The sequence below is a fragment of the Roseicella aerolata genome, assembly GCF_020523605.1.
Lineage (GTDB): Bacteria > Pseudomonadota > Alphaproteobacteria > Acetobacterales > Acetobacteraceae > Paracraurococcus > Paracraurococcus aerolatus.
This window is the reverse complement of sequence record NZ_JAJAQI010000001.1, coordinates 280,448-301,669: the sequence shown is the minus strand read 5'-3', so window position 1 is coordinate 301,669 and position 21,222 is coordinate 280,448. Positions and strand designations below refer to the sequence as shown.

Annotated in this window: 16 protein-coding genes; 4 read left to right on the top strand and 12 right to left on the bottom strand. The window is 71.4% G+C overall.

Annotated features, from left to right (window positions below; all coding sequences use genetic code 11):
* Positions 1 to 156: 156 nt before the first annotated feature.
* The 3 genes from LHA35_RS01280 to LHA35_RS01270 form a co-directional block, all read right to left on the bottom strand.
* On the bottom strand, positions 157 to 1,110 hold the full coding sequence (locus LHA35_RS01280) for a Bug family tripartite tricarboxylate transporter substrate binding protein (protein WP_226603493.1): 954 nt from the start codon (positions 1,108 to 1,110) through the stop codon (positions 157 to 159).
* A gap of 280 nt (positions 1,111 to 1,390) precedes the next feature.
* Positions 1,391 to 2,431: a trypsin-like peptidase domain-containing protein gene (locus LHA35_RS01275; RefSeq protein WP_226603492.1), complete on the bottom strand. Its 1,041-nt coding sequence runs from the start codon at positions 2,429 to 2,431 to the stop codon at positions 1,391 to 1,393.
* Between the two features lie 38 nt (positions 2,432 to 2,469).
* Complete coding sequence (locus tag LHA35_RS01270; protein ID WP_226603491.1) at positions 2,470 to 3,231, bottom strand: hypothetical protein; 762 nt, start codon at positions 3,229 to 3,231, stop codon at positions 2,470 to 2,472.
* Between the two features lie 86 nt (positions 3,232 to 3,317).
* On the opposite strand from LHA35_RS01270, the gene LHA35_RS01265 reads away from it, so the two are divergent.
* Genes LHA35_RS01265 through LHA35_RS01255 form a run of 3 tightly spaced genes read left to right on the top strand, consistent with a single transcriptional unit; the run spans position 3,318 to position 6,336 of the window.
* Positions 3,318 to 5,741 (top strand): heavy metal translocating P-type ATPase, encoded by a 2,424-nt coding sequence (locus LHA35_RS01265; RefSeq protein ID WP_274707723.1) that lies wholly within the window; start codon positions 3,318 to 3,320, stop codon positions 5,739 to 5,741.
* A gap of 8 nt (positions 5,742 to 5,749) precedes the next feature.
* The gene (cueR, locus tag LHA35_RS01260) at positions 5,750 to 6,142 is read left to right on the top strand and encodes a Cu(I)-responsive transcriptional regulator (RefSeq protein WP_226603489.1); all 393 of its coding nucleotides are present in this window, start codon (positions 5,750 to 5,752) and stop codon (positions 6,140 to 6,142) included.
* Positions 6,139 to 6,336, top strand: coding sequence for a heavy-metal-associated domain-containing protein (locus LHA35_RS01255; protein ID WP_226603487.1), 198 nt, complete (start codon positions 6,139 to 6,141; stop codon positions 6,334 to 6,336). Before cueR ends, LHA35_RS01255 begins: the two co-directional genes overlap by 4 nt.
* Before the next feature lie 180 nt (positions 6,337 to 6,516).
* On the opposite strand, the gene LHA35_RS01250 is transcribed toward LHA35_RS01255, so the two are convergent.
* Positions 6,517 to 9,150, bottom strand: coding sequence for a putative Ig domain-containing protein (locus tag LHA35_RS01250; RefSeq protein WP_226603485.1), 2,634 nt, complete (start codon positions 9,148 to 9,150; stop codon positions 6,517 to 6,519).
* Positions 9,151 to 9,565: 415 nt separating this feature from the next.
* Between LHA35_RS01250 and LHA35_RS01245 the strand changes: the two genes are divergently transcribed.
* Positions 9,566 to 11,197, top strand: coding sequence for an alpha-amylase family glycosyl hydrolase (locus LHA35_RS01245; protein WP_226603483.1), 1,632 nt, complete (start codon positions 9,566 to 9,568; stop codon positions 11,195 to 11,197).
* Positions 11,198 to 11,488: 291 nt separating this feature from the next.
* On the opposite strand, the gene LHA35_RS01240 is transcribed toward LHA35_RS01245, so the two are convergent.
* The 8 genes from LHA35_RS01240 to LHA35_RS01205 all read right to left on the bottom strand — a co-directional run bounded on the left by LHA35_RS01240 (position 11,489) and on the right by LHA35_RS01205 (position 21,218).
* On the bottom strand, positions 11,489 to 12,280 hold the full coding sequence (locus tag LHA35_RS01240; RefSeq protein WP_226603482.1) for an SDR family NAD(P)-dependent oxidoreductase: 792 nt from the start codon (positions 12,278 to 12,280) through the stop codon (positions 11,489 to 11,491).
* A 112-nt stretch (positions 12,281 to 12,392) separates the two neighbouring features.
* Complete coding sequence (locus tag LHA35_RS01235) at positions 12,393 to 12,677, bottom strand: hypothetical protein (protein ID WP_226603480.1); 285 nt, start codon at positions 12,675 to 12,677, stop codon at positions 12,393 to 12,395.
* Between the two features lie 162 nt (positions 12,678 to 12,839).
* Positions 12,840 to 14,078, bottom strand: a complete 1,239-nt coding sequence (odhB, locus tag LHA35_RS01230; protein ID WP_226603478.1) for a 2-oxoglutarate dehydrogenase complex dihydrolipoyllysine-residue succinyltransferase — start codon at positions 14,076 to 14,078, stop codon at positions 12,840 to 12,842.
* A gap of 82 nt (positions 14,079 to 14,160) precedes the next feature.
* Complete coding sequence (locus LHA35_RS01225; protein WP_226603477.1) at positions 14,161 to 17,034, bottom strand: 2-oxoglutarate dehydrogenase E1 component; 2,874 nt, start codon at positions 17,032 to 17,034, stop codon at positions 14,161 to 14,163.
* 262 nt (positions 17,035 to 17,296) lie between these two features.
* Positions 17,297 to 18,181, bottom strand: a complete 885-nt coding sequence (gene sucD / locus LHA35_RS01220) for a succinate--CoA ligase subunit alpha (RefSeq protein WP_226603475.1) — start codon at positions 18,179 to 18,181, stop codon at positions 17,297 to 17,299.
* 3 nt (positions 18,182 to 18,184) lie between these two features.
* Positions 18,185 to 19,381, bottom strand: a complete 1,197-nt coding sequence (sucC, locus tag LHA35_RS01215; RefSeq protein WP_226603473.1) for an ADP-forming succinate--CoA ligase subunit beta — start codon at positions 19,379 to 19,381, stop codon at positions 18,185 to 18,187.
* 134 nt (positions 19,382 to 19,515) lie between these two features.
* Positions 19,516 to 20,469, bottom strand: coding sequence for a malate dehydrogenase (gene mdh, locus LHA35_RS01210; protein WP_226603471.1), 954 nt, complete (start codon positions 20,467 to 20,469; stop codon positions 19,516 to 19,518).
* 269 nt (positions 20,470 to 20,738) lie between these two features.
* Positions 20,739 to 21,218: a hypothetical protein gene (locus LHA35_RS01205; RefSeq protein ID WP_226603469.1), complete on the bottom strand. Its 480-nt coding sequence runs from the start codon at positions 21,216 to 21,218 to the stop codon at positions 20,739 to 20,741.
* Positions 21,219 to 21,222: the final 4 nt, after the last annotated feature.

Genomic DNA, 21,222 nt, shown 5'->3' with positions numbered 1-21,222 from the left:
CCGGCATCATACCAATCGGCATAAAGGCTGACGCCTTTATGCGGCCTCAGTCGCCGGCGCCGCTCTGCGGCTTGGCTACGCGCCACTTGGCGCGGCGCCCCTTCGGGCGCTCAGCCGCCTGCGGCGGCTGCAGGTCAGGACTTATGCGGGCGGGCATCAGTCGTTGGGCCGGATCCCCAGCTCGCGCACCAGCTTCACCCAGCGCTCGCGCTCCTGCGTCGCCACACGCTGCAGGGTAGCGCCGTCCTCGCCCCGCGGCTCGGCCCCCAGCCCGGCCAGCTTCTCGCGCAGCGCCGGGTCGCGCGCCGCGCCGATGGCGGCGGCCTGCAGCTTCGCCGTCAGCTCGGGCGACAGCCGTGCCGGGCCGAACAGGCCGAACCAGACCTCGCTCCCGAATCCCGGCACCGTCCTGCCGATGGAAGGCAGGCCCGGCGCCAGCGGCGTCTCCGGCCCGCCCACGCCCAGCGCCCGGACAGCGCCGGAAGCGAGGTGCGGCGCGGCGGTGGAGGGCGTGTCGAACAGCGCATGCACCTCGCCACGGCGCAGCTCGGCATAGACCTGGCCGGTGCCGCGATAGGGCACGTGCACCATCTGCAGCTTCGCCAGCGCGCCGAACAGCGCGCCCGTCAGGTGCGGCGTGGTGCCGACGCCGGAGGAGCCGTAATTCACCTCGCCCGGCCGGGCTTTGGCCCAGGCGATGAACTCCTGCACCGTCGTCGCCGGCACGGCGGAGGACACGACCAGGATGTAGGGCGAGGTGGCGACCAGCGCGACCGGGGTGAAATCCGCGACCACGTCATAGGGCAGGCGCGGCGTGACGGCAGGCCCGGTCGAATGCGTCGAGCTGGTGGTGAAGAAGAGGGTCAGGCCATCCGGCGCCGCGCGCACCACGGACTCGGCGGCGGGGATGCCGCCGGCGCCCGGACGGTTGTCCACGACCACGGGTTGGCCCAGGCGCTCGGCCAGGCCGGGTGCGACGACGCGGGCGATGGCGTCCGTCGCCCCGCCCGCGGGGAAGGGCAGCACCAGGCGCACCGGCTTGGCCTCCTCCGCCAGGGCGGGGGCGGCAAGCGCGGTGGCGGCGAGGCCCAGCAGCGAACGACGATGCATGACACTTCCTTGTTGACCGAGAGACCGGACGGTGCGTGCGGGCGCTGCGGCGATGCCCAGCCCCGGTCCGCCATGACCGGGCACGGATGGCAGGGCGCAGGAAGCAACTGCCGGGCCGGCTGTCAAAATCCAGGCCCGGCGAAGGCGGCGACCCGCCGGCCCGAGGCTTCCCCCGCGCTGCCGGCGGGTTGCCTTCGGGACCGCACGCCCCTCCGCGGTCGCTGCCCGTTGTCCGGGCGGAGGCACGCGTCCGACCGTCCGCGGCCCCCCGCGATCCGCCCTACCGCTCGCAGCGGATGAACAGCGTGCTCCGCCCCGCGATCTCGCCGATATCCGCCACGCTCCGCTCCGGCGCCGTGCTCTGCGCCACCCGCGGCTCCAGCCCGGCGCGCTGCAGGAAGCTCAGCGCCGCCTCCCCCTTCACCGCGAAATTGATGTTCTGCGGGATGTCGCCGATCTGCTGCGCGATGCGCTGCGCGTTCAGCTTGGAGACCACCACGCCCACCAGATGCCCCTGCATGTCCAGCATCGGCCCGCCGGAATTGCCGGGCTGCACCGGTGCGCTGACCTGGAACTGGCTGCGGTTGTCGGCAAGGCCGGCCAGGGCATTGATCTCGCCCCGGGTCAGCACGGCATCCGAGAGCAGACCGGCCAGCGGGTAGCCATAGACCACCACCCCCTCCCCGCGCCGGACCGCCGGGCCGCTGCGGAAGCTCAGCACCGGCCCGGGCAGGCCGGGCACCGCCAGCAGGGCGAGGTCCAGCTTCTCATCCACCCGCGCCGGCGGCACGGCGCCCAGCCAGCGGCCATCCGGCGTGCGTAGGATGATGCGGTTGCACTTGTCGATGACATGGTGGTTGGTCATCACCCTGTCCGGCGCCACCAGGAAGCCGGTGCCGGTCGAGACGTTGCGGGCCTGCGGGTTGGGCCGCTGCTGCTCCACCTGCGGCGGCGGCGTGACGGGCACCGGCAGCGGCGCGGCGGGCCGGGCGGCGGCGGCCATCTCGATCTCGCGCTGCGCGCAGATGTCCTGGTCGCGCAGCACGCTCTCCCGCCCGTCGGCCAGCACCAGGCGCAGGTCGAAGCGGCAGCCGGCGCCTTCGGCGGGCTGCACCCGGAAGCCGGCGCCCGGGGTCAGCGGCCGGTCCGGCCGCAGCAGGTTGTTGCCCCAGTCATTCTGCGCCCCGCGCGGGGTGCGGACGGCATGCAGCCCGCTGGCATCGGCGCCGGTGCGGTTGACGACACGGAAGGGCTGCGTCTCCGCGAGCGCCGGGACGGCGTGGAGCAGCAGGGCGAGGACGAGGAGGAAAGGTCGCGGCATGGCGGCGGGCATGTCGGGGGACCGTGCCGGCCTGTCAATCAGCCGCCCGCGGCGGAAGGGGCGTGCCGGCGCGCCGCCTCGGCCAGGGTTGCGTGCAGCGCGGCGGCGGGGGCGGCGCCGCGGGCGCCCATGGGCTGCGGCACCGCCTGCCAGCGGCCGGGGAAGGCCGCGTCCAGCGCCGCCCGCAACACGCCGGCCACCGCGCGGCCGATCACCACCACCTGCGCGGGGTCGAGCGCGGGCAGCGCGGCGCCGTGATGCAGCCGCCAGCTTTCCGCGATCGCCGCCGCATGCAGGGCGGCGCCGGCGCGCTCCCCGCCCGGCCCGGCCACCGCGACCAGGGAGGCATCGGTCAGCCAGATCCCCCGCGCCCGCAGCCGGTGCAGCAGCGCTGCCTTGGCGGCCAGCCGGGCGCCGAGCGCCGGCAGCGCGGCCCGGGTCGGCGCGGCGCCGCCCTCCAGCGCCGCCAGCAGTCGCCAGTATTGCGGCGTGCCGGCATTCCCGGCGGGCAGATGCGGGACGAGCGCCGGCTCGCCATAGGCGGGGCAGTAGACATGCCGGACGAAGCCGGCCGGCACCGGCCAGGCGAGGCCGGGCGGCAGGCGGAGCGGGCTGTCCAGCTCCTCCGCCGAGGTCGCCATATGGCTCTCGGCCAGCAGCAGCAGTCGGACCCGCTTCGGCCGCCAGGCCTGGCGCCAGGCTTCGGCCGCCAGCGCCGCCTCGGGCGGCTCGGCGAGGGGCAGGCGGCCGGCGAGGATGCGGAGGGCGGCGGTGAGGTTGGTGGAGGGCACCGCCTTCACATGGTCCGGCGTGGCGCCTGATCCAGCGCAAGGACAGGTGGGGCTCTTGACCCTCCCATAATGGGAAGCCCCACATCCGCCAGGCCATGCCCGAAGCACCCCTCTCCCCCTCCCTGCCCTCTGGCTCCCTGGCCTCCGGGCCCAGCCTCTCCCTGCCGGTCGCCGGCATGACCTGCGCCGCCTGCGCCGGACGGGTGCAGCGCGCCCTCGGCAAGGTGCCGGGCGTGCAGGAGGCGAGCGTCAATTACGCGACCGGGCGGGCGGAGGTGCGCGGCAGCGCGCCGCTGCCGGACCTGATCGGGGCGGTGGCCAAGGCCGGCTATGCGGTGCCGGAGGCGCGGGTCGAGCTCGGCATCGGCGGCATGACCTGCGCCACCTGCGCGCTGCGGGTCGAGAAGGCGCTGGCCCGCCTGCCGGGGGTGCTGGAGGCGCGGGTGAACCTCGCCACCGAGACCGCCCTGGTCCGCATGCTGGCCGGCACCGAGGAGGCGGCGCTGGCCGCCGCCGTGGCGCGCGCCGGCTACACGGTGCGGGCGGCGGTGCCGGAGGCCGGCGCGGCGGAGGACGGGCCGCAGGGCGGGCGGGAGAAGCGCGACCTGATCCTCGCCGCGCTGCTGACCGCGCCCTTCCTGCTCGGCATGCTCGGCATGGGGCTCGGCCGGGATTGGATGCCGCATCCCTGGCTGCAACTGGCCCTCGCCACCCCGGTGCAATTCTGGCTCGGCGCCCGCTTCTACCGCGCGGGCTGGGCGGCGCTGCGCGCGGGCATCGGCAACATGGACCTGCTGGTCGCGCTCGGCACCACGGCCGCCTTCGGCCTCTCGCTGTTCATGCTCCTGCAGCATGGCGAGCATGCCGGGCACCACCTGTATTTCGAGGCGAGCGCGACCGTCATCCTCTTCATCCTGCTCGGCAAATGGCTGGAGGCACGGGCGCGGCGGGCCACGGGGGCGGCCATCCGCGCCCTGCTGGAACTGCGCCCGCGCAGCGCCCGGCGGCTGACGGCAGCGGGCGCGGAGGAAGAGGTGCCGGCCATCGCCCTCGCGGTCGGCGACCGGGTGGTGGTGCGGCCCGGCGAGCGCATCCCGGCCGATGGGAAGGTGCTGGAAGGCCGCGCGGGGGTGGATGAGAGCGCGCTGACCGGCGAGAGCAGGCCCGTGGAGAAGGAGCCGGGCAGCGCGGTCGCGACCGGCACCATTGCCCTCGACGGAAGGCTGGTGATCGAGGCGAAGGCGGTGGGCACCGAAACGGTGCTGGCCCGCGTCGCCGCGCTGGTCGCCGCCGCCCAGGCCAGCCGGGCGCCGGTGCAGAAGCTGGTCGATCGCGTCAGCGCGGTCTTCGTGCCCGTGGTGGTCGGCATCGCCGCGCTGACGCTGCTCTTCTGGCTGCTGATGGGCGCGGGGGCCGAGGCGGCGGTGCTGCGGGCGGTCTCGGTGCTGGTCATCGCCTGCCCCTGCGCGCTCGGCCTGGCGACGCCCGCCGCCATCATGGCCGGCACGGGCGCCGCGGCGCGGGCCGGCATCCTGGTGCGCGATGCCGAGGCGATCGAGCGGGCGCAGGGCGTGACGCTGGTCGCCTTCGACAAGACCGGCACCCTGACCGAGGGCCGGCCGCGGCTCGCGGCGCTGCATGCGGCGGCGGGCGAGGCGGAAGTCGCGACGCTGCGCCTCGCCGCCGCGCTGCAGGCGGGCAGCGAGCATCCGCTGGCCCGTGCCGTTCTGGCCGCCGCCGGGCCGAACCTGCCGCGGGCCGAGGATTTCCGTGCCCTGCCCGGCCGCGGCGTTGCCGGCATCGTCGCCGGCCGCGCCCTGCTGCTCGCCAGCCCGCGGGCGCTGGCCGAGAGCGGCGCCGAGCCGGGCGCGCTCGCCGCGGCGGCGGAGACGGAGGGCGCGCAGGGGCGCACCCTCGCCTGGCTGGTCGAGACGGCGCCGTCGCCGCGCGTGCTCGCCCTGCTCGCCTTCGAGGATGCGGAGAAGCCGGGCGCCGCGGCGGCTATCGCCGGGCTGCGCGCCCTCGGCGTGAAGGCGGCCATGATCAGCGGCGACAGCCGGGCCGCTGCCGGCGCCGTCGCGGCGCGGCTCGGCCTGGACGACATCGTGGCGGAGGTGCTGCCGGAGGGCAAGGCGGAGCGCGTCGCCGCCTGGCAGCAGCGGGGCGAGCGCGTGGCGATGGTGGGTGACGGCGTGAACGACGCACCGGCCCTGGCGGCGGCCGATCTCGGCATCGCCATGGGCACGGGGACGGATGTGGCGATCCAGGCGGCCGGCATCACCCTGCTGCGCGGCGACCCGGCACTGGTGCCGGCGGCACTCGACGTCACCCGGCGGACGCTCAGGAAGATCCGGCAGAATCTCGGCTGGGCCTTCGGCTACAACCTGCTCGGCCTGCCGCTCGCCGCCGCCGGCCTGCTCTCCCCGCCCATCGCGGGGGCGGCCATGGCGCTTTCCTCCGTCTCCGTCCTCGCCAATGCCCTGCTGCTGTCGCGCTGGAAACCGGGGGGCGGGGCATGAGGCGGGAGATGAGCATCGGGGAGGCCGCGCGGGCCTCCGGCGTCTCGGAGAAGATGATCCGGCATTACGAGGCGATCGGCCTGCTGCGCCCGGCGCGGCAGGAGAATGGCTACCGGAGCTATGCCGCGCAGGACCTGGCCGTGCTGCGCTTCATCCGGCATGCGCGCGACCTCGCCTTCCCGCTGGAGGATATCCGCCGGCTGCTGGCGCTCTGGCGCGACCGCGACCGGGCGAGCGCCGAGGTGCGGCGCCTCGCGCTCTCCCATGTGGCGGCGCTGGAGGCGAAGGCGCAGGCGCTGCAGGCCATGGCGACCAGCCTGAAGCACCTGGCGGCGCATTGCCACGGCGATGACCGCCCGGACTGCCCCATTCTCGATGAGTTGGAAGGAAAGCACCCATGATTGAGCTGAAGGTCGAAGGCATGAGCTGCCAGCACTGCGTGCGCGCGGTGACGCAGGCGATCCAGGGGGAGGACCCCAGGGCTGCGGTGCAGGTAGACTTGGCCGCCGGGCTGGTGCGGGCCGAGACCAGCCTGCCGCGGGAGAAGGTGGCGGCGCTGGTGGCGGAGGAAGGGTACAGGGTGGCCGCGCGGTAGCGCGGCGACCCTTGCCTTGCCACGGCTGCCTGCGCCGGAGCACAGCCGGGAGGGACGCCCCCGCCGGGCCCGCGGCGCAGGGCGCGGCAAGACTGACCCGGCGAAGGACCCCCATCCTGGCGGCCCGCGACGGGAGCGATTGAGGGGCCGTCGACGGATCATCGGCGACGGCCGCCCGCTTCAGCCGATCCAGTCCGCCCGGCCGTAGAGGACATAGGCGGCGCCGGCATCGGTGCCCTTCGTGTCATCGAAATTCGCGCCGATCAGCAGATCGGCATAGCTGTCGCCGTTGACGTCGCCGGCCGCCGAGACGCTGAACCCGGTCTCGTCCCGGTAGCTGGCGCCGTTGATCTTGAAGCCGCCGATGCCGCGGGCGATGTCGGCGAGGTCCACCGCCGTGCCGCTGGCCTTGCCGAAGACGAGGTAGACCGCGCCGGCATCGAGGATGCCCTCGGCGTCGTTGTACGGCGCGCCGACCAGCAGGTCGGCATAGCCGTCGCCATTGACGTCGCCCGCGGCCGCGACCGCCCGGCCGGCCTCGTCGCCCGCGGCCTCGCCGACGATCTTGAAGCCGCCGATGCCGGCGGCGACATCGGCCAGGTTCACGGTTGCGGTGTCGGCCTTGCCGAAGACGACATAGGCCGCGCCGGCATTGTCGCCGGCGGCGTCGTTGTAGTTGGCGCCCACCAGCAGGTCGGCAATGCCGTCGCCATTGACGTCGCCGGCACCGGTCACCGTGATGCCGGCCGTGTCGCCCGCGGCCTCGCCGATGATCTTGAACCCGCCGGTGCCGGCGGCGATGTCGGCCAGGGTCACGCCCATGCCGTTGGCCTTGCCGAAGACGACATAGGCGGCGCCGGCATTGTCGCCGTTGCCATCGTTGTACGGTGCGCCGATCAGCAGGTCGGTGATGCCGTCATTGTTGAGGTCGCCGATATTGGCGACCGCGTAGCCGGCATTGTCGTCCGCTGCCTCGCCGGTGATCTTGAAGCCGCCATAGCCGTCGGCGACATTTGAGAGCCAGACTTGGCCACCGTCCGCCTTGCCCCAGACCACATAAGCGGCGCCGGCATCAGGCGCATAATCCGTGGTGTAATAATAGCCGCCGTCGTAATATCCGAGATCGTAATATTCTCTGGTGTAGTCATCATAATACAGATACGGCACCCAATACTCATCAATCCAGGTTTGGCTTGCCACGTCATGGGTGACCGCGCTGACCAGCAGGTCGGCGTAGCCGTCCCCGTTGAGATCGCCGGCCGCCGAGAGCGCAAAGCCGGCCCTGTCCCAGTCGCCCTCGCCGACGATCTTGAAGCCGCCGATGCCGGCCGCGACGTCGCTCAGGCGGACGGCGGAGCCGTCCGTCTTGCCGAACACGACATAGGCCGCGCCGACATCGGGCCGGTAGTAGGGATCGTGGCCATGGGCGCTGACCAGCAGGTCGGCCAGGCCGTCGCCGTTGACGTCGCCGGCGGCCGAGACCGCATAGCCCGCCACGTTCACGCTGGTCTCGGCGATGATCTTGAAGCCGCCGGTGCCAGCGGCGACCTGGGCGAGATCCACCGTGGCGCCGGCCGCGCTGCCGAAGACCACATAGGCGGCGCCGGCATAGTAGCCCGCAGCGGCGTTGCCATAGGCGCCGATCAGCAGGTCGGCATAGCCATCCCCGTTGACGTCGCCGGCATCCGAGACGCTGATGCCGGCATTGTCCCCGGCAGCCTCGCCGATGATCTTGAAGCCCTGGTCGGCGGTCAGGCTGCTGAGGGAGACCGACAGGCTTCCCTGCGCCACGACGATATCGAAGCTGTCGCTGGCCGAGAGGCTGCCGTCGCTCGCCGTGACGGTGACGGAGAAGGTCCCGGCCGTGGCGGGCGTGCCGGAGAAGGCCCCGGTCGCGGCGTCGAAGCTCAGCCAGGCCGGCAGGGCCGAACCATCCGCCGAGCGGGCGCTGTAGGTCAGGGTGGTGCCGGCATCCGGATCGGTGAAGCTGCCGGCCGGGATCGTGAAGCTGAAGGCATCGCCCGCGGTCACGCTCTGGTCGGCCAGCGCCGCGGCCAGCACCGGCGCGTCGTTCACCGCGGCGACCTCGATGGTGGCGGTCCCGGTGGTGGTGCGGCCGAGGGCGTCGGTGACGGTGTAGCTGAAGCTGTCGGTGCCGTTGGCATTGGCCGCCGGACTGTAGGTGAAGCTGCCATCGGTGGCGATGGTCACGCTGCCGCCCAGCGCGGTGGCCAGGGTGCCGGCGGTGACCGCCAGCGCGCCGGAGCCGCTGTCATTGGCCAGCAGCCCCTGCGCGGCGCCCACCGTGATGGGGCTGTCCTCCTCGGCCTGGAAGCTGTCCGCCGCGGCGGTCGGGCCGGGCAGCAGCTCGGCCAGGGTCTTCAGCACGCCATCCAGCCGGACCCGCGCCACCTCGACCCCGGTCATGTCGAGGCGGAGGATGTCGGAGATGAACCGGGCGTCCGGGTCGCCCGCGCCGGCCAGGAAGCCGGCGAGCCGGCCCAGTTCGGCCTGCACGGCCGCGGTCATCTGGTAGCTGCTGGCGGCGATGATCAGCTCGTCTCTGCCGGCGCCGCCATCGATGCTGTCGCGCGCACCGCCCGGCGTGTTGCTGAGCGCGATGAAGAACTGGTCGTTGCCACCGCCGCCGCTCATGCTGGCGCCAGTGCCGGTGCTTGAGAAACGGTCCGCGCCCGCGCCGCCGATCGCCGTGTCATTGGCTCCGAGATTCCGGAAGACGGTGATATCGGTGGCCCGTCCGGTCGATGCGTCGAAGCTGTCGGCACCGGCGGTGCCAGCGTATACTGTTTGCATTGTACTAATTCGCCTGCCCTGACCCAATCCGATGAGAAGTTGTTCCGGTATTTTCTCACCAGCGCCATGGCCTGAATTGGAATTTTTCGTTAATCGCCTCGCCACTATAGAGTCGAAACGTAAATCGATGCTGATTGCTGCCTCGGGTGGATCCGGGATGCGGAAAGAAACCGGCGGAGGCTGACCTCGGCACAGGCTGCCATCGGACCGCTTCGCCGGCAGGAGGGGACCAGCCTGCGAACCCGCGCCCCGTTTGCTTGCGGTCCGCAGGACGGAACTGGCCGGATCAATGCTGCATCCGTGCCGCCGGGAAGTTCCGGCACGCATTTCACTGGACAGAACCTCACGAAACCGCGATCATTCTATGGTATACAAATTGCGGTGGTTCTCCACCCAGGCGCGAGGTGCATGGTGCATGGTGCAGCAGGCGGAGTGGTGGCGTGGCGCGGTCCTCTACCAGGTCTATCCCCGCAGCTTCGTGGATTCGGATGGCGACGGCATCGGCGACCTGCCGGGCCTGCTGGAGCGGATCGACCATATCGCGGCGCTCGGCGTGGACGGGATCTGGCTCTGCCCCGTCTATGTCTCGCCGCAGCGCGATTTCGGCTACGACGTGTCGGACCACTGCGCCATCGACCCCAGCTTCGGGTCGCTGGCGGATTTCGACCGGGTGCTGCAGGCGGCGCATGCGCGCGGCCTGAAGGTGCTGGTGGACCTGGTGGGCGGCCATACCTCGGACCAGCATCCCTGGTTCGCCGCCAGCCGCCGCAGCAAGGCGGCGCCGACGGCCGACTGGTATGTCTGGGCCGATCCGGCGCCGGACGGCACGCCGCCCAACAACTGGCTCAGCGTCTTCGGCGGCAGCGCCTGGGCGTGGGAGCCGCGGCGGCGGCAGTACTACCTGCACCACTTCCTGCCCTCCCAGCCCACGCTGAACCTGCAGAACCCGGCCTGCCTGGAGGCGCTGCTGGACGTCGCCCGCTTCTGGCTGGACCGCGGCGTGGATGGCTTCCGGCTGGATGCGATCGACTTCCTGACGCATGACCTTCGCCTGCGCAGCAACCCGGCCGTGCCGCCGCCGAACGGCCAGGTACCGGCCAAGCTCTTCGCCCTGCAGCGGCACGACCACGACATGATCCAGCCCGCCAGCATGGCGGTGCTGCGCCGCATCCGCGCACTGCTGGACGAGTATCCCGGCACCGTCTCGCTGGGCGAGGTCTCCTCCCAGGATGGCGCCTTCGACCGGATCGCCGCCTATACCGGCGCGCCCGACCTGCTGCACATGGCCTATACGCTGCGCCCGCTGCGGCACGGCTTCGACCGGCCGACACTGCAGGCGCTGCTGCGGGATGCCATCGCCACCTGCTCCCGCGGCTGGCCCTGCTGGTCCTTCTCCAACCACGATGTGGAGCGCGCCGCGACCCGCTGGGCGCCGGGCGGCAAGGCGGATGCCCGCTTCACGCGGCTGCTGCTCGCCCTGCTGCTCTCGCTCCCTGGCAGCGCCTGCCTCTATCAGGGGGAGGAGTTGGGCCTGCCCGAGGCGCAGTTGCGGGAGGAGGAGATCCGCGACCCCTTCGGCATCACCTACTGGCCGGAATTCAAGGGCCGCGACGGCAGCCGCACGCCCATGCCCTGGGTGCGCGGCGCGGTGAATGCCTGCTTCACCCCCGACTGGTGCGATCCCTGGCTGCCCGTGCCGGCCAGCCATCGCGCGCTGGCGGTGGATGAGCAGGAGGCGGATCCGGGCAGCACGCTGCGCTTCACTCGCCGCCTGCTGGCGCTGCGGAAGGCGGAGCCGGCGCTGCGCCACGGCACGGCGACGGCGCTCGACCTGCCGGCGCCGCTCTTCGGCTTCGTGCGGGAAACGGCGGGGCAGCGGGTGACGCTGGTGTTCAACCTGTCCGATGAGGCGGTGGCGCTGCCGCCCGGCCTGCTGGAGGAGATGACGGGCCTCGGCCATTTCGGCGCGCCGCCGACAGGGGTGCTGCCGGCCTATGGCTTCGCCCTGCTGGCCCCGGCGCTGGTCCGGGCGCGGGAGCCGGCATAGATCCTCGGGCGCAGCTGGCGACGCGCTCGATGGTCCAGGGCGGAATGCGTTCGCATCCGGACGCCGATCCGCCGCAGCTCTCCGCCCGATGGAGCAGAGGCAGGTGCCGGGGCGTTCACGCCCCGCCGCGATCCGCGCCGGCCCGCCGTCCGGACCAGCGGCGTTTGCCGCAGCACGCGGGGACCGTCACGATCGGCGCGGGTGGCGTATTCCGGAATGCCGGGACGCCAGGCTGCGGGCCGGGCAGACAGGCGCGCGCGGCGCCCGGCGGGGCGCGAAGGCCGGTCCGGGTCAGCCGATCTGTACCAGCCGGCCGCCATCCACGGGCAGGGCGACGCCGGTGATGAAGCCGGCCTCGTCGCTGGCCAGGAACAGCGCGGCATTCGCCACATCCCAGGCGGTGCCCATACGGCGGCGCAGCGGCACCTTGGCGTTGCGCTCGGCCGCGACCTCCGCGCGGGTCTTGCCGGTGTGGCGCACGCGGGTGTCCACCGCCATGGGCGTGTCCATCAGCCCGGGCAGGATGGTGTTGCAGCGGATGCCGTATTCGGCGTTCTGGATCGCCACCTGCTCGGTGAAGGCGAGCATCGCCGCCTTGGTGGTCTTGTAGGCGACATAGGGGTAGCTCTCGACCGCCGCAGCGGAGCTGATGGAGAGGATCACGCCGCCCTCCTGCCGCCGCATCACGGGCAAGGCGTGCTTCACCGCGAGGATGAAGCCGCGCAGGTTGATGGCGGTGACGCGGTCGAAGGCCTCGGCCGTGATCTCGGTGGGTGGGGCATCGCCGCCGGCGATGGAGACGCCGACATTGTAGTGCAGGATGTCGAGCCGGCCCCAGAGCCGCACGGCCTCGGCGATGGCGGCGCCGAGGCTGTCCTCCTTCAGCACATCGGCCTGGAAGGCCGCCGAGCCGTTGCCGGCGAGCTTCGCGGTCTCCTCGGCGGAGGCCAGGTCGCGGTCCACGCAGAGCACGCGGGCGCCTTCCTGGGCGAAGCGGATGGCGGTGGCGCGGCCGTTCCCGGTGGTCTCGCCGGGGCTCTGCCCGGCGCCGATGATGACGGCGGTCTTGTCCTTGAGGCGCATGCGCGTTTCCCCCTGTGTCAGGCACATCCTGTGGGGGAAACGCACACCGGTCCAGGCCAGGTTCTGGCCTGGCGGGAGAGGTCCGGAGAGGGCAGAGCCCTCTCCGGACGCATCAGAACTCCCGCGGCGTCCGCGGCCGGCGGGGTGCCCGCGGCCCGGAGCCGAACTGCTCCTGCTGGTGCGAGGGCACCCGGCGCTCCCGCGGCGGCGGCGGCGGCGCGGCCAGGTCCGCCTCCAGCTCCTTGATCCGGCCGGCGATGGAGCTGCGCAGCTCCGGCGAGGTGTGCGGCTTCAGCGTCCGGTAGGTCTCCTTCAGCTCGGCAAGCAGGCGCACCTTTTCCTCGCGCGTGCGCTTCAGGGGGCGGTTGTCGGAAAACTGGCCGTCATAGGAACGCATGTAACTTCTCCCGGGCGTATCGGCGCGCTGTCCTGGACGCCGGGGTCCGGCGCGGGCCGGCCCCGTTTCGCGCCAGTCTAGCAGAGGCGCCGAGTTTTGCCGCTGAAATGCAACGGGCCGGCGCGGGGGTGCCGCGCCGGCCCGCCTCATGAACACGAAGACTCAGATATCCAGCATCAGCCGGCGCGGATCCTCGATGCTCTCCTTCACGCGGACGAGGAAGCTGACCGCCTCCTTCCCGTCCACGATGCGGTGGTCGTAGGAGAGGGCGATGTACATCATCGGGCGGATCTCGATCTTGCCGCCGACGACCATGGGGCGATCCTGGATCTTGTGCATGCCCAGGATGCCGGACTGCGGCGGGTTCAGGATCGGCGTGCTCATCAGCGAGCCATAGATGCCGCCATTGGTGATGGTGAAGCTGCCGCCCGCCAGCTCATCGAGCTTGAGCTGGCCGTCGCGGGCCTTCTTGCCGAAGGCGCCGATCGTCTTCTCGATCGCCGCGAAGGAAAGCTGGTCGGCGTTGCGCAGCACGGGCACGACCAGGCCGTTCGGCCCGCCCACCGCGATGCCCATATGGACGAAGTTCTTGTAGATGATCTGGTCGCCCTCGATCTCGGCGTTCACCGCCGGGAATTCCTTGAGGGCGGCGACGCAGGCCTTCACGAAGAAGGACATGAAGCCGAGGCGGACGCCGTGCCGCTTCTCGAAGGTGTCGCGGTACTCCGCGCGCAGCGCCATGGCCGCGCCCATATCCACCTCGTTGAAGGTGGTAAGCATGGCGGCGGTGTTCTGCGCTTCCTTCAGGCGACGGGCGATGGTGACGCGCAGCCGCGTCATCTTCACCCGCTCCTCGCCCTCCTCCAGCGGCCGCTGGGGGCTGGGCTTCGCCGCGGCAGGGGCCGGGGCGGCAACGGGGCGGGAGAGGAATTCCAGCACGTCGCCCTTGGCGATCCGGCCGTCCTTGGCGCTGCCGGCGCCGATCTGCTCGGCGGCGATGCCGTTCTCCGCCATCAGCTTGGCGGCGGCGGGCAGCGGGGCATGGGTGCCGGGCACGGCGACCGGGCCGGCCGGCACGCGCGGCGCCTCGACCTTCGGCTGGGCGGCGGCGGTGGCCACCGGCTCCGGCTTCTGCTTGGCGGGGGTGGCCGCCGCGGCGGCGCCCCCGGCGGCGATCACGCCGAGCACGGCGCCCGGCTCGACCTCGGCGCCCTCATCGGCGGCGATGGATTCGATGACGCCGGCAGCAGGCGCGTTGACCTCCACCGTCACCTTGTCCGTCTCGAGCTCCACCAGCGGCTCGTCGGCCTTCACGGCCTCGCCGGCCTTCTTCAGCCAGCGCGCGACGGTCGCGGTGCTGACGCTTTCGCCCAGTGTGGGCACGAGGATATCGGTCGCCATCGTCCTTTAGCCTTCCTGCAGAGTGCTCGGTGTCCTTCGGGTTGCGCCGCGCCCGGGCCTGCCGGGCGCGATGGCCATGCCGTCAGAGGCCGAGCGCCTCCCGCACCAGGGTTTCCTGTTCTTGGCTGTGCACCTTGGCGAGGCCGGTGGCCGGGCTCGCCGCTTCCTTGCGGCCGGCGTAGTCGGGCCGCTTCGCCTTGATGTCCAGGCCCTTGAGGACCTTTTCCAGCCGGCGGTCGATATAGGTCCAGGCGCCCATGTTCTCGGGCTCCTCCTGGCACCAGATCACCTCGGCATTCCGGTAGGGCGCGAGCGCCCGCGACAGGCTCTGCACCGGGAAGGGATAGAGCTGCTCGAGGCGAATGATCGCCACGTCCTTGACGCCCTTGTCGCGCCGCTCCTGCAGCAGGTCGTAATAGACCTTGCCGGTGCAGAGGACGACGCGCTTCACCTCCTCCTCCGGCGCGATCGCGTCGATCTCCGGGATCACGTATTTGAAGGCGCTGCCCGGGCCGAAATCCGACAGGCTGCTGACCGCCAGCTTGTGCCGCAGCAGCGACTTCGGCGTCATCAGCACCAGCGGCTTGCGGTAGTTGGCCTTGAGCTGGCGGCGCAGCGCATGGAAGTAGTTGGCCGGCGTCGTCAGGTTGCAGACCCGCATGTTCCGCTCGGCGCAGAGCTGCAGGTAGCGCTCGAGGCGGGCCGAGGAGTGCTCCGGCCCCTGGCCCTCATAGCCATGCGGCAGCAGCATCACGAGGCCGCTCATGCGCAGCCACTTGGTCTCGGCCGAGGCGATGAACTGGTCGATGATGACCTGGGCGCCATTGGCGAAGTCGCCGAACTGCGCCTCCCACAGCACCAGGGTGTGCGGGTCCGCCAGGCTGTAGCCGTAGTCGTAGCCGAGCACGCCGAATTCGGAGAGGAGGCTGTTGAAGGCCTCGAAGCGCGGCTGCCCCTCGCGGATGTTGTTCAGCGGCACGTATTCGGCCTGGGTCTGCTGGTCCACCAGCACGGCATGGCGGTGGCTGAAGGTGCCGCGCTGCACGTCCTCGCCGGAGAGGCGCACGCGATGGCCCTCCAGCAGCAGCGTGCCGAAGCCGAGCGCCTCGCCGGTCGCCCAGTCGATGCCCTCGCCGGTCTCGATCGCCTGCTTCTTCGCCTCGAGCTGGCGGGCGATCTTCGGGTTGACCCGGAAGTCCTCCGGCACCCGGGCCAGCGCCGCGCCGACCTCGCGCAGCGTCTCCAGCGGCACGGCGGTCGGATGGAGCTGCTCCACCGAATCCTCGGCGCCGGCGGCCTTCAGGCCGGACCAGTGGCCTTCCAGCCAGTCCGCCTTGTTCGGCTTGAAGGTCTGCGCCGCCTGGTGCGCCTCCTCCAGCCGCTGGGTGAAGGCGTCGAGGATCGCCCTGGCTTCCTCGGCCGGGACGCTGCCCTCGGCCGCCAGGCGCTCGGCATAGTTGGTCCGGGTGGTCTTCATCTCCCGGATGCGGCCGTACATGATCGGCTGGGTGAAGGCCGGCTCGTCGCTCTCGTTATGGCCGTGGCGGCGGTAGCAGACGATGTCGACCACGACATCGGTCGAGAAGGTCTGCCGGAACTCGGTGGCGAGGCGGGAGACGAAGACCACCGCTTCCGGGTTGTCGCCGTTCACGTGCCAGATCGGCGCCTGCACGGCCTTGGCGATGTCCGTGCAATACAGGCCGGAATAGGCATGCGCCGGGACGGTGGTGAAGCCGATCTGGTTGTTGGTGACGATATGGACCGTGCCGCCGGTGCGGTAGCCGATGAGCTGGCTCATCGCCATGGTCTCATAGACCAGGCCCTGGCCGGCGAAGGCGGCGTCGCCATGCAGCAGGATGCCCATGACGGAGTGGCGGCCCTTGGTGTCGCCCGCCATGTCCTGGCGCGCCCGCACCTTGCCGACCACGACCGGATCGACCGCTTCCAGATGCGACGGATTCGGCTGCAGCGAGAGGTGGATGGTCCGCCCGCCGATCTCGATATCGGTCGAGGTGCCGAGATGGTACTTCACGTCGCCCGAGCCCTGGACGTCGTCCGGATTGGCGCCGACGCCTTTGAACTCCGAGAAGACCTGGGTGTAGGGCTTCTTGACGACGTTCACGAGGACATTGAGCCGGCCGCGATGGGCCATGCCGATGGCGATCTCGTTGACACCGTTCCGCGCCGCGGTCTCGATCACCGTCTGCACGGCGGGGATGGTGCTCTCGCCGCCCTCGAGCCCGAAGCGCTTGGTCGAGACGTATTTCTTCGCGCAGAAGGCCTCGAAGCCCTCGGCCTCGGTCAGGTGCTCCAGGATCTCGCGCTTCGCGGCCTTGTCGAAGGCGGTCGTCCAGGGGGCGCCTTCCATGCGCTGCTGGATCCAGGCCTTCTGGTCCGGGTCCTGGATATGCATGAACTCGACGCCGATCGGGCCGCAATAGGTGGCGCGGCAGACCTCCATGATCTGGCGGACCGTCGCGGTCTCCAGGCCGAGGACGCCGTTGATGAAGATCGGGCGGTCCCAGTCGGCCTCGGTGAAGCCGTAGGTCGCCGGGTCCAGTTCCGGATGCGGCTTCGGTCGCTGCAGGCCAAGCGGGTCGAGCTGCGCCTCCAGATGGCCGCGGACGCGGTAGCTGCGGATCAGCATCAGCGCGCGGATGGAGTCGAGCTGGGCGGCGCGGATGGCGGCCGGGTCGGCGGCGGCGGGGGCGCCCTTGCCCTTCGGGGCGGGCGGCGCCTCGGGCTCCGGCGCGAAGCCGCCGCGCGGGCGGGGGGCCCAGGAGGCGCCGGTGGCGTCCGTCAGGACCGCGCGGGCCTCGTCGCCCAGCGCATCGAAAAGCTCGGCGAAGGAGGGATCGACGCTCTCGGGTTTCTCCACCCAGCGGGCGTAGAGATCGGCGAGGAAGGCGGCATTGGCGCCCGTCATCGCACTGGCGAGGATGTCCACTCCGGCCATGGTCTTCTCCGTGCCGGCCAGGGGTGGCCGGCCTCCTTCGTCTGGTCTGTGCGCAGGAACGCGCCGCCCCGGATCCCGGGGCCGCGCGTGGCATAACATAGTCTCTATGGCGGCGATGCGGCAGGCCTGGCCTTGATTCAGGTCATGGCCGCATGGCTGCCGTGAGGTTTTTCCCGCCGCGCCGGTCACTTCCGGAAAGGAAACGGCCGGGCGGGCGACATCATCCGCGGCGGGCGGCCCCTCGGGGCCACCCGCCGGGCGCTCAGCCCTTCAGGGCCTTCACCATGGTGGAGCCCAGCGCGGCCGGGCTGTCCGCCACATGGATCCCGGCCGCGCGCATGGCCTCCATCTTGGCCTCGGCCGTGTCCTTGCCGCCGGAGATGACCGCACCGGCATGGCCCATGCGGCGGCCGGGCGGGGCCGTCGCGCCGGCGATGAAGCCGACCACGGGCTTGGCCTTCGGGCCCTTGTTCTCGCGGGCGAGGAACTCCGCCGCCTCGATCTCGGACTGGCCGCCGATCTCGCCGATCATGACGATCGACTTCGTCTCGTCATCGGCCAGGAACATCTCCAGCACCTCGGTGAAGTCGGTGCCCTTCACCGGATCGCCGCCGATGCCGACGCAGGTGGACTGGCCGAGCCCGGCCGCCGAGGTCTGCGCCACCGCCTCATAGGTGAGCGTCCCGGAGCGGGAGACGATGCCGACCGAGCCGCGGCGATGGATATGGCCCGGCATGATGCCGATCTTGCAGGCTTCCGGCGTGATCACGCCCGGGCAGTTCGGCCCGATCAGGCGCGACCTCGACCCGGAGAGCGCCCGCTTCACCTTCACCATGTCGAGCACCGGGATGCCCTCGGTGATGCAGATGATCAGCGGGATCTCGGCGTCGATCGCCTCGAGGATCGCGTCCGCCGCGAAGGGCGGCGGCACGTAGATGACGGAGGCGTTCGCCCCGGTCCTCTCCGCGCATTCGGCCACCGTGTCGAAGACCGGCAGGCCGATATGGGTGGTGCCGCCCTTGCCCGGCGTCACGCCGCCCACGTATTTCGAGCCATAGGCGATGCCCTGCTCGGCATGGAAGGTCCCCTGGGCCCCGGTGAAGCCCTGGGTCATGACCAAGGTGTTCTCGTCGACGAGGATCGCCATGGCTCAGGCCGCCTTCTTCACGGCGTTGACCACCTTCTCGGCGGCATCGGCCAAGTTGTCGGCCGGGATGATCGCCAGCCCGCTCTCGGCCAGGATCTTCTTGCCGAGTTCCACATTCGTGCCCTCAAGGCGCACCACCAGGGGAACCTTCAAGGTGAGGTTCTTCGCCGCCTGCACCACGCCGGTCGCGATCATGTCGCACTTGGCGATGCCGCCGAAGATGTTCACCAGGATCGCCTTGACGTTCTGGTCGCTGGTGATGATGCGGAAGGCCTCGGTCACCCGCTCCGCCGTCGCCGTGCCGCCCACATCCAGGAAGTTGGCGGGGGAGGAGCCGTAGAGCTTGATGATGTCCATGGTGGCCATGGCCAAGCCGGCGCCGTTCACCATGCAGCCGATCTCGCCGTCAAGCGCGACGTAGTTGAGATCGTTCCGGGTGGCCTCCAGCTCCTTCGGGTCCATCTCGCTGTCGTCGCGGAGCGCCTCGAGGTCCTTGTGGCGGAACAGCGCGTTGTCGTCGAAGGAGATCTTGGCGTCGAGCGCGACGATCTCGCCCGCGCCGGTGACGACCAGCGGGTTGATCTCGACGATCGCGCAGTCCAGTTCGAGGAAGGCGCCGTAGAGGGCCGTCACGAACTTCGTGAAGCTCTGCACCTGCTTGCCCGTCAGGCCAAGGCCGAAGGCGAGCTTGCGGCAATGGAAGCCCGAGATGCCCGAGGCCGGGTCGATTGCCGCCTTCAGGATCTTCTCGGGGTGCTTCTCGGCGACCTCCTCGATCTCCATGCCGCCTTCGGTGGAGGCCATGATCGTGAGGCGGGAGGTGGCCCGGTCCACCAGCAGGCCGAGATACAGCTCGCGCTTGATGTCGCAGCCATCCTCGACATAGACGCGGGAGACCTGCTTGCCCTGCGGCCCCGTCTGCTTCGTCACCAGCGTGTGGCCGATCATCGCGGTGGCGGCGGCCTTCGCGTCCTCGACCGACTTCACCACGCGGACGCCGCCCTTGCCGTTCGGGTCGTCCGTGAAGCGGCCGGCGCCGCGGCCGCCGGCATGGATCTGCGACTTCACCACATAGACCGGCCCCGGCAGCTTCCTCGCCGCCGCCTCGGCCTCTTCCGGCGTCCAGGCCACATGGCCATCGAGCACGGCGACGCCGTAGCGGCGCAGCAGCTCCTTCGCCTGATACTCGTGGATGTTCATCCGCTCACCCTTTTCATGGGCCTGTTGCGGGGCGGATTCCCGCCTCCGGGCATGTCCGCCCTGCGGCGATCCGACCCTGGCGGCCGGTCCCGGCCGACAAAGAAAAGGCCGGGGCGGGGCCCCGGCCTCCGGCCTCAGACGCCGAGCTTCTTGAAGTCCTCGATCAGCTTCTTCACCGCGTCGCAGGACTTGTCGAAGGCGGCCTTCTCCTCCGGCGTGAACTGCACCTCGACGATCTTCTCGACGCCGTTGCCGCCGATGACGACCGGCACGCCGACATAGAAGTCCTTCTGGCCATACTCGCCGTTCAGCAGCACGGCGCAGGGCAGGACCCGCTTCTTGTCCAGCAGGTAGCTCTCCGCCATGGCGATGGCCGAGGCGGCCGGAGCGTAGAAGGCCGAGCCCTTCTCCAGCAGCTTCACGATCTCGCCGCCGCCATTGGCGGTGCGGTTCACGATGGCGTCGATCTTCTCCTGCGTCGTCCAGCCCATCTTCACCAGATCGGGTACCGGGATGCCGGCGACCGTGGAGTAGCGGGTCAGCGGCACCATGGTGTCACCATGGCCGCCGAGCACGAAGGCCGTCACGTCCTCGACCGAGACGTTGAACTCCTGCGCCAGGAAGAGGCGGAAGCGGGCGGAATCCAGCACGCCGGCCATGCCGACCACGCGCTCCGGCGGCAGGCCGGACTTCTGCTGCAGCACCCACACCATCACATCGAGCGGGTTGGTGATGCAGATGACGAAGGCGTTCGGGCAGTAGGTCTTGATGCCCTCGGCCACCTGGCTGATGACGCCGGCATTCTTGGTCAGCAGGTCGTCGCGGGTCATGCCCGGCATGCGCGGGAAGCCGGCGGTGACGATCACTACATCGGCGCCGGCGATGGCGGCGTAGTCGCCGGTGCCGGACATGGCGGAATCAAACCCGTCCACCGGGCCGGACTGCATGATGTCGAGCGCCTTGCCCGCGGCCACGCCCGGGAAGACGTCGAACATCACGACGTCGCCGAGCTCCTTCAGGCCGATCAGGTGGGCAAGGGTGCCACCGATATTGCCGGCGCCGATGAGGGCGATCTTCTTGCGGGCCATGACGCGTCCTTCAGCAGGATCGTTGGAATATTGCCGCGGCTTCCTACTCCCGGCCGTCCGGGGCGACAAGGCGCGGCGCGCGTCCGCAATTGGTGGAAGGCCGGGCAGACCGCCGCGCCCTGCGCCAGGGCGGGGCCGGATCATGCCGCAACCGCCCGTTTCCTGGCCAGACCGCCGTCAATTCTGGCAGCCGGGCATGAAAAAGGCCCCGGTCCTGCGACCGGGGCCCGATGGCCGGGCGGCGCGGCCCATGGGCCGGCAGCGCCGCCTCAGATCGGCATGCAGCGCACCACATCCTCGTGCCCGCTGGCGAGCGTCGCCATGGTGCCGTCCGGGCACTCATTCGCCTGGATGCCGGCCGCCGGCGGCAGGCCCTGGGTCCAGCCGAAGCGCGCCGGAACCGCGGCAGCGCTGCGGAGCGGCGCCTTGCCGGCCGCGGCATGGGCCACGGGGCGGATTCGCGCCGTGGTGGCGGGGGCCAGGGCGGCGGCGCGGATCCGGGCCGTGCCGGCAGGGCGATGAGTGACGTTGCGGCTCGGCGCCACGGTGACGGGCGCCATGCCGGGGCGATGCAGGACGAGCTGAAGCCGGGCGGTCCCGGCCGGGACCGCCTTCGCCGCCGGCGCCGTCGCGGCCGGCCGGGCCGGGGCCGCCACCCTGCTCCCCTCGGCCGGACCGGAACGCTTGCCGGCAAGGGCGGGGCTGGTGGCAAGCATCAGGCCAAGCAGGGCCAGCGTCAGACGGCGCATGGAG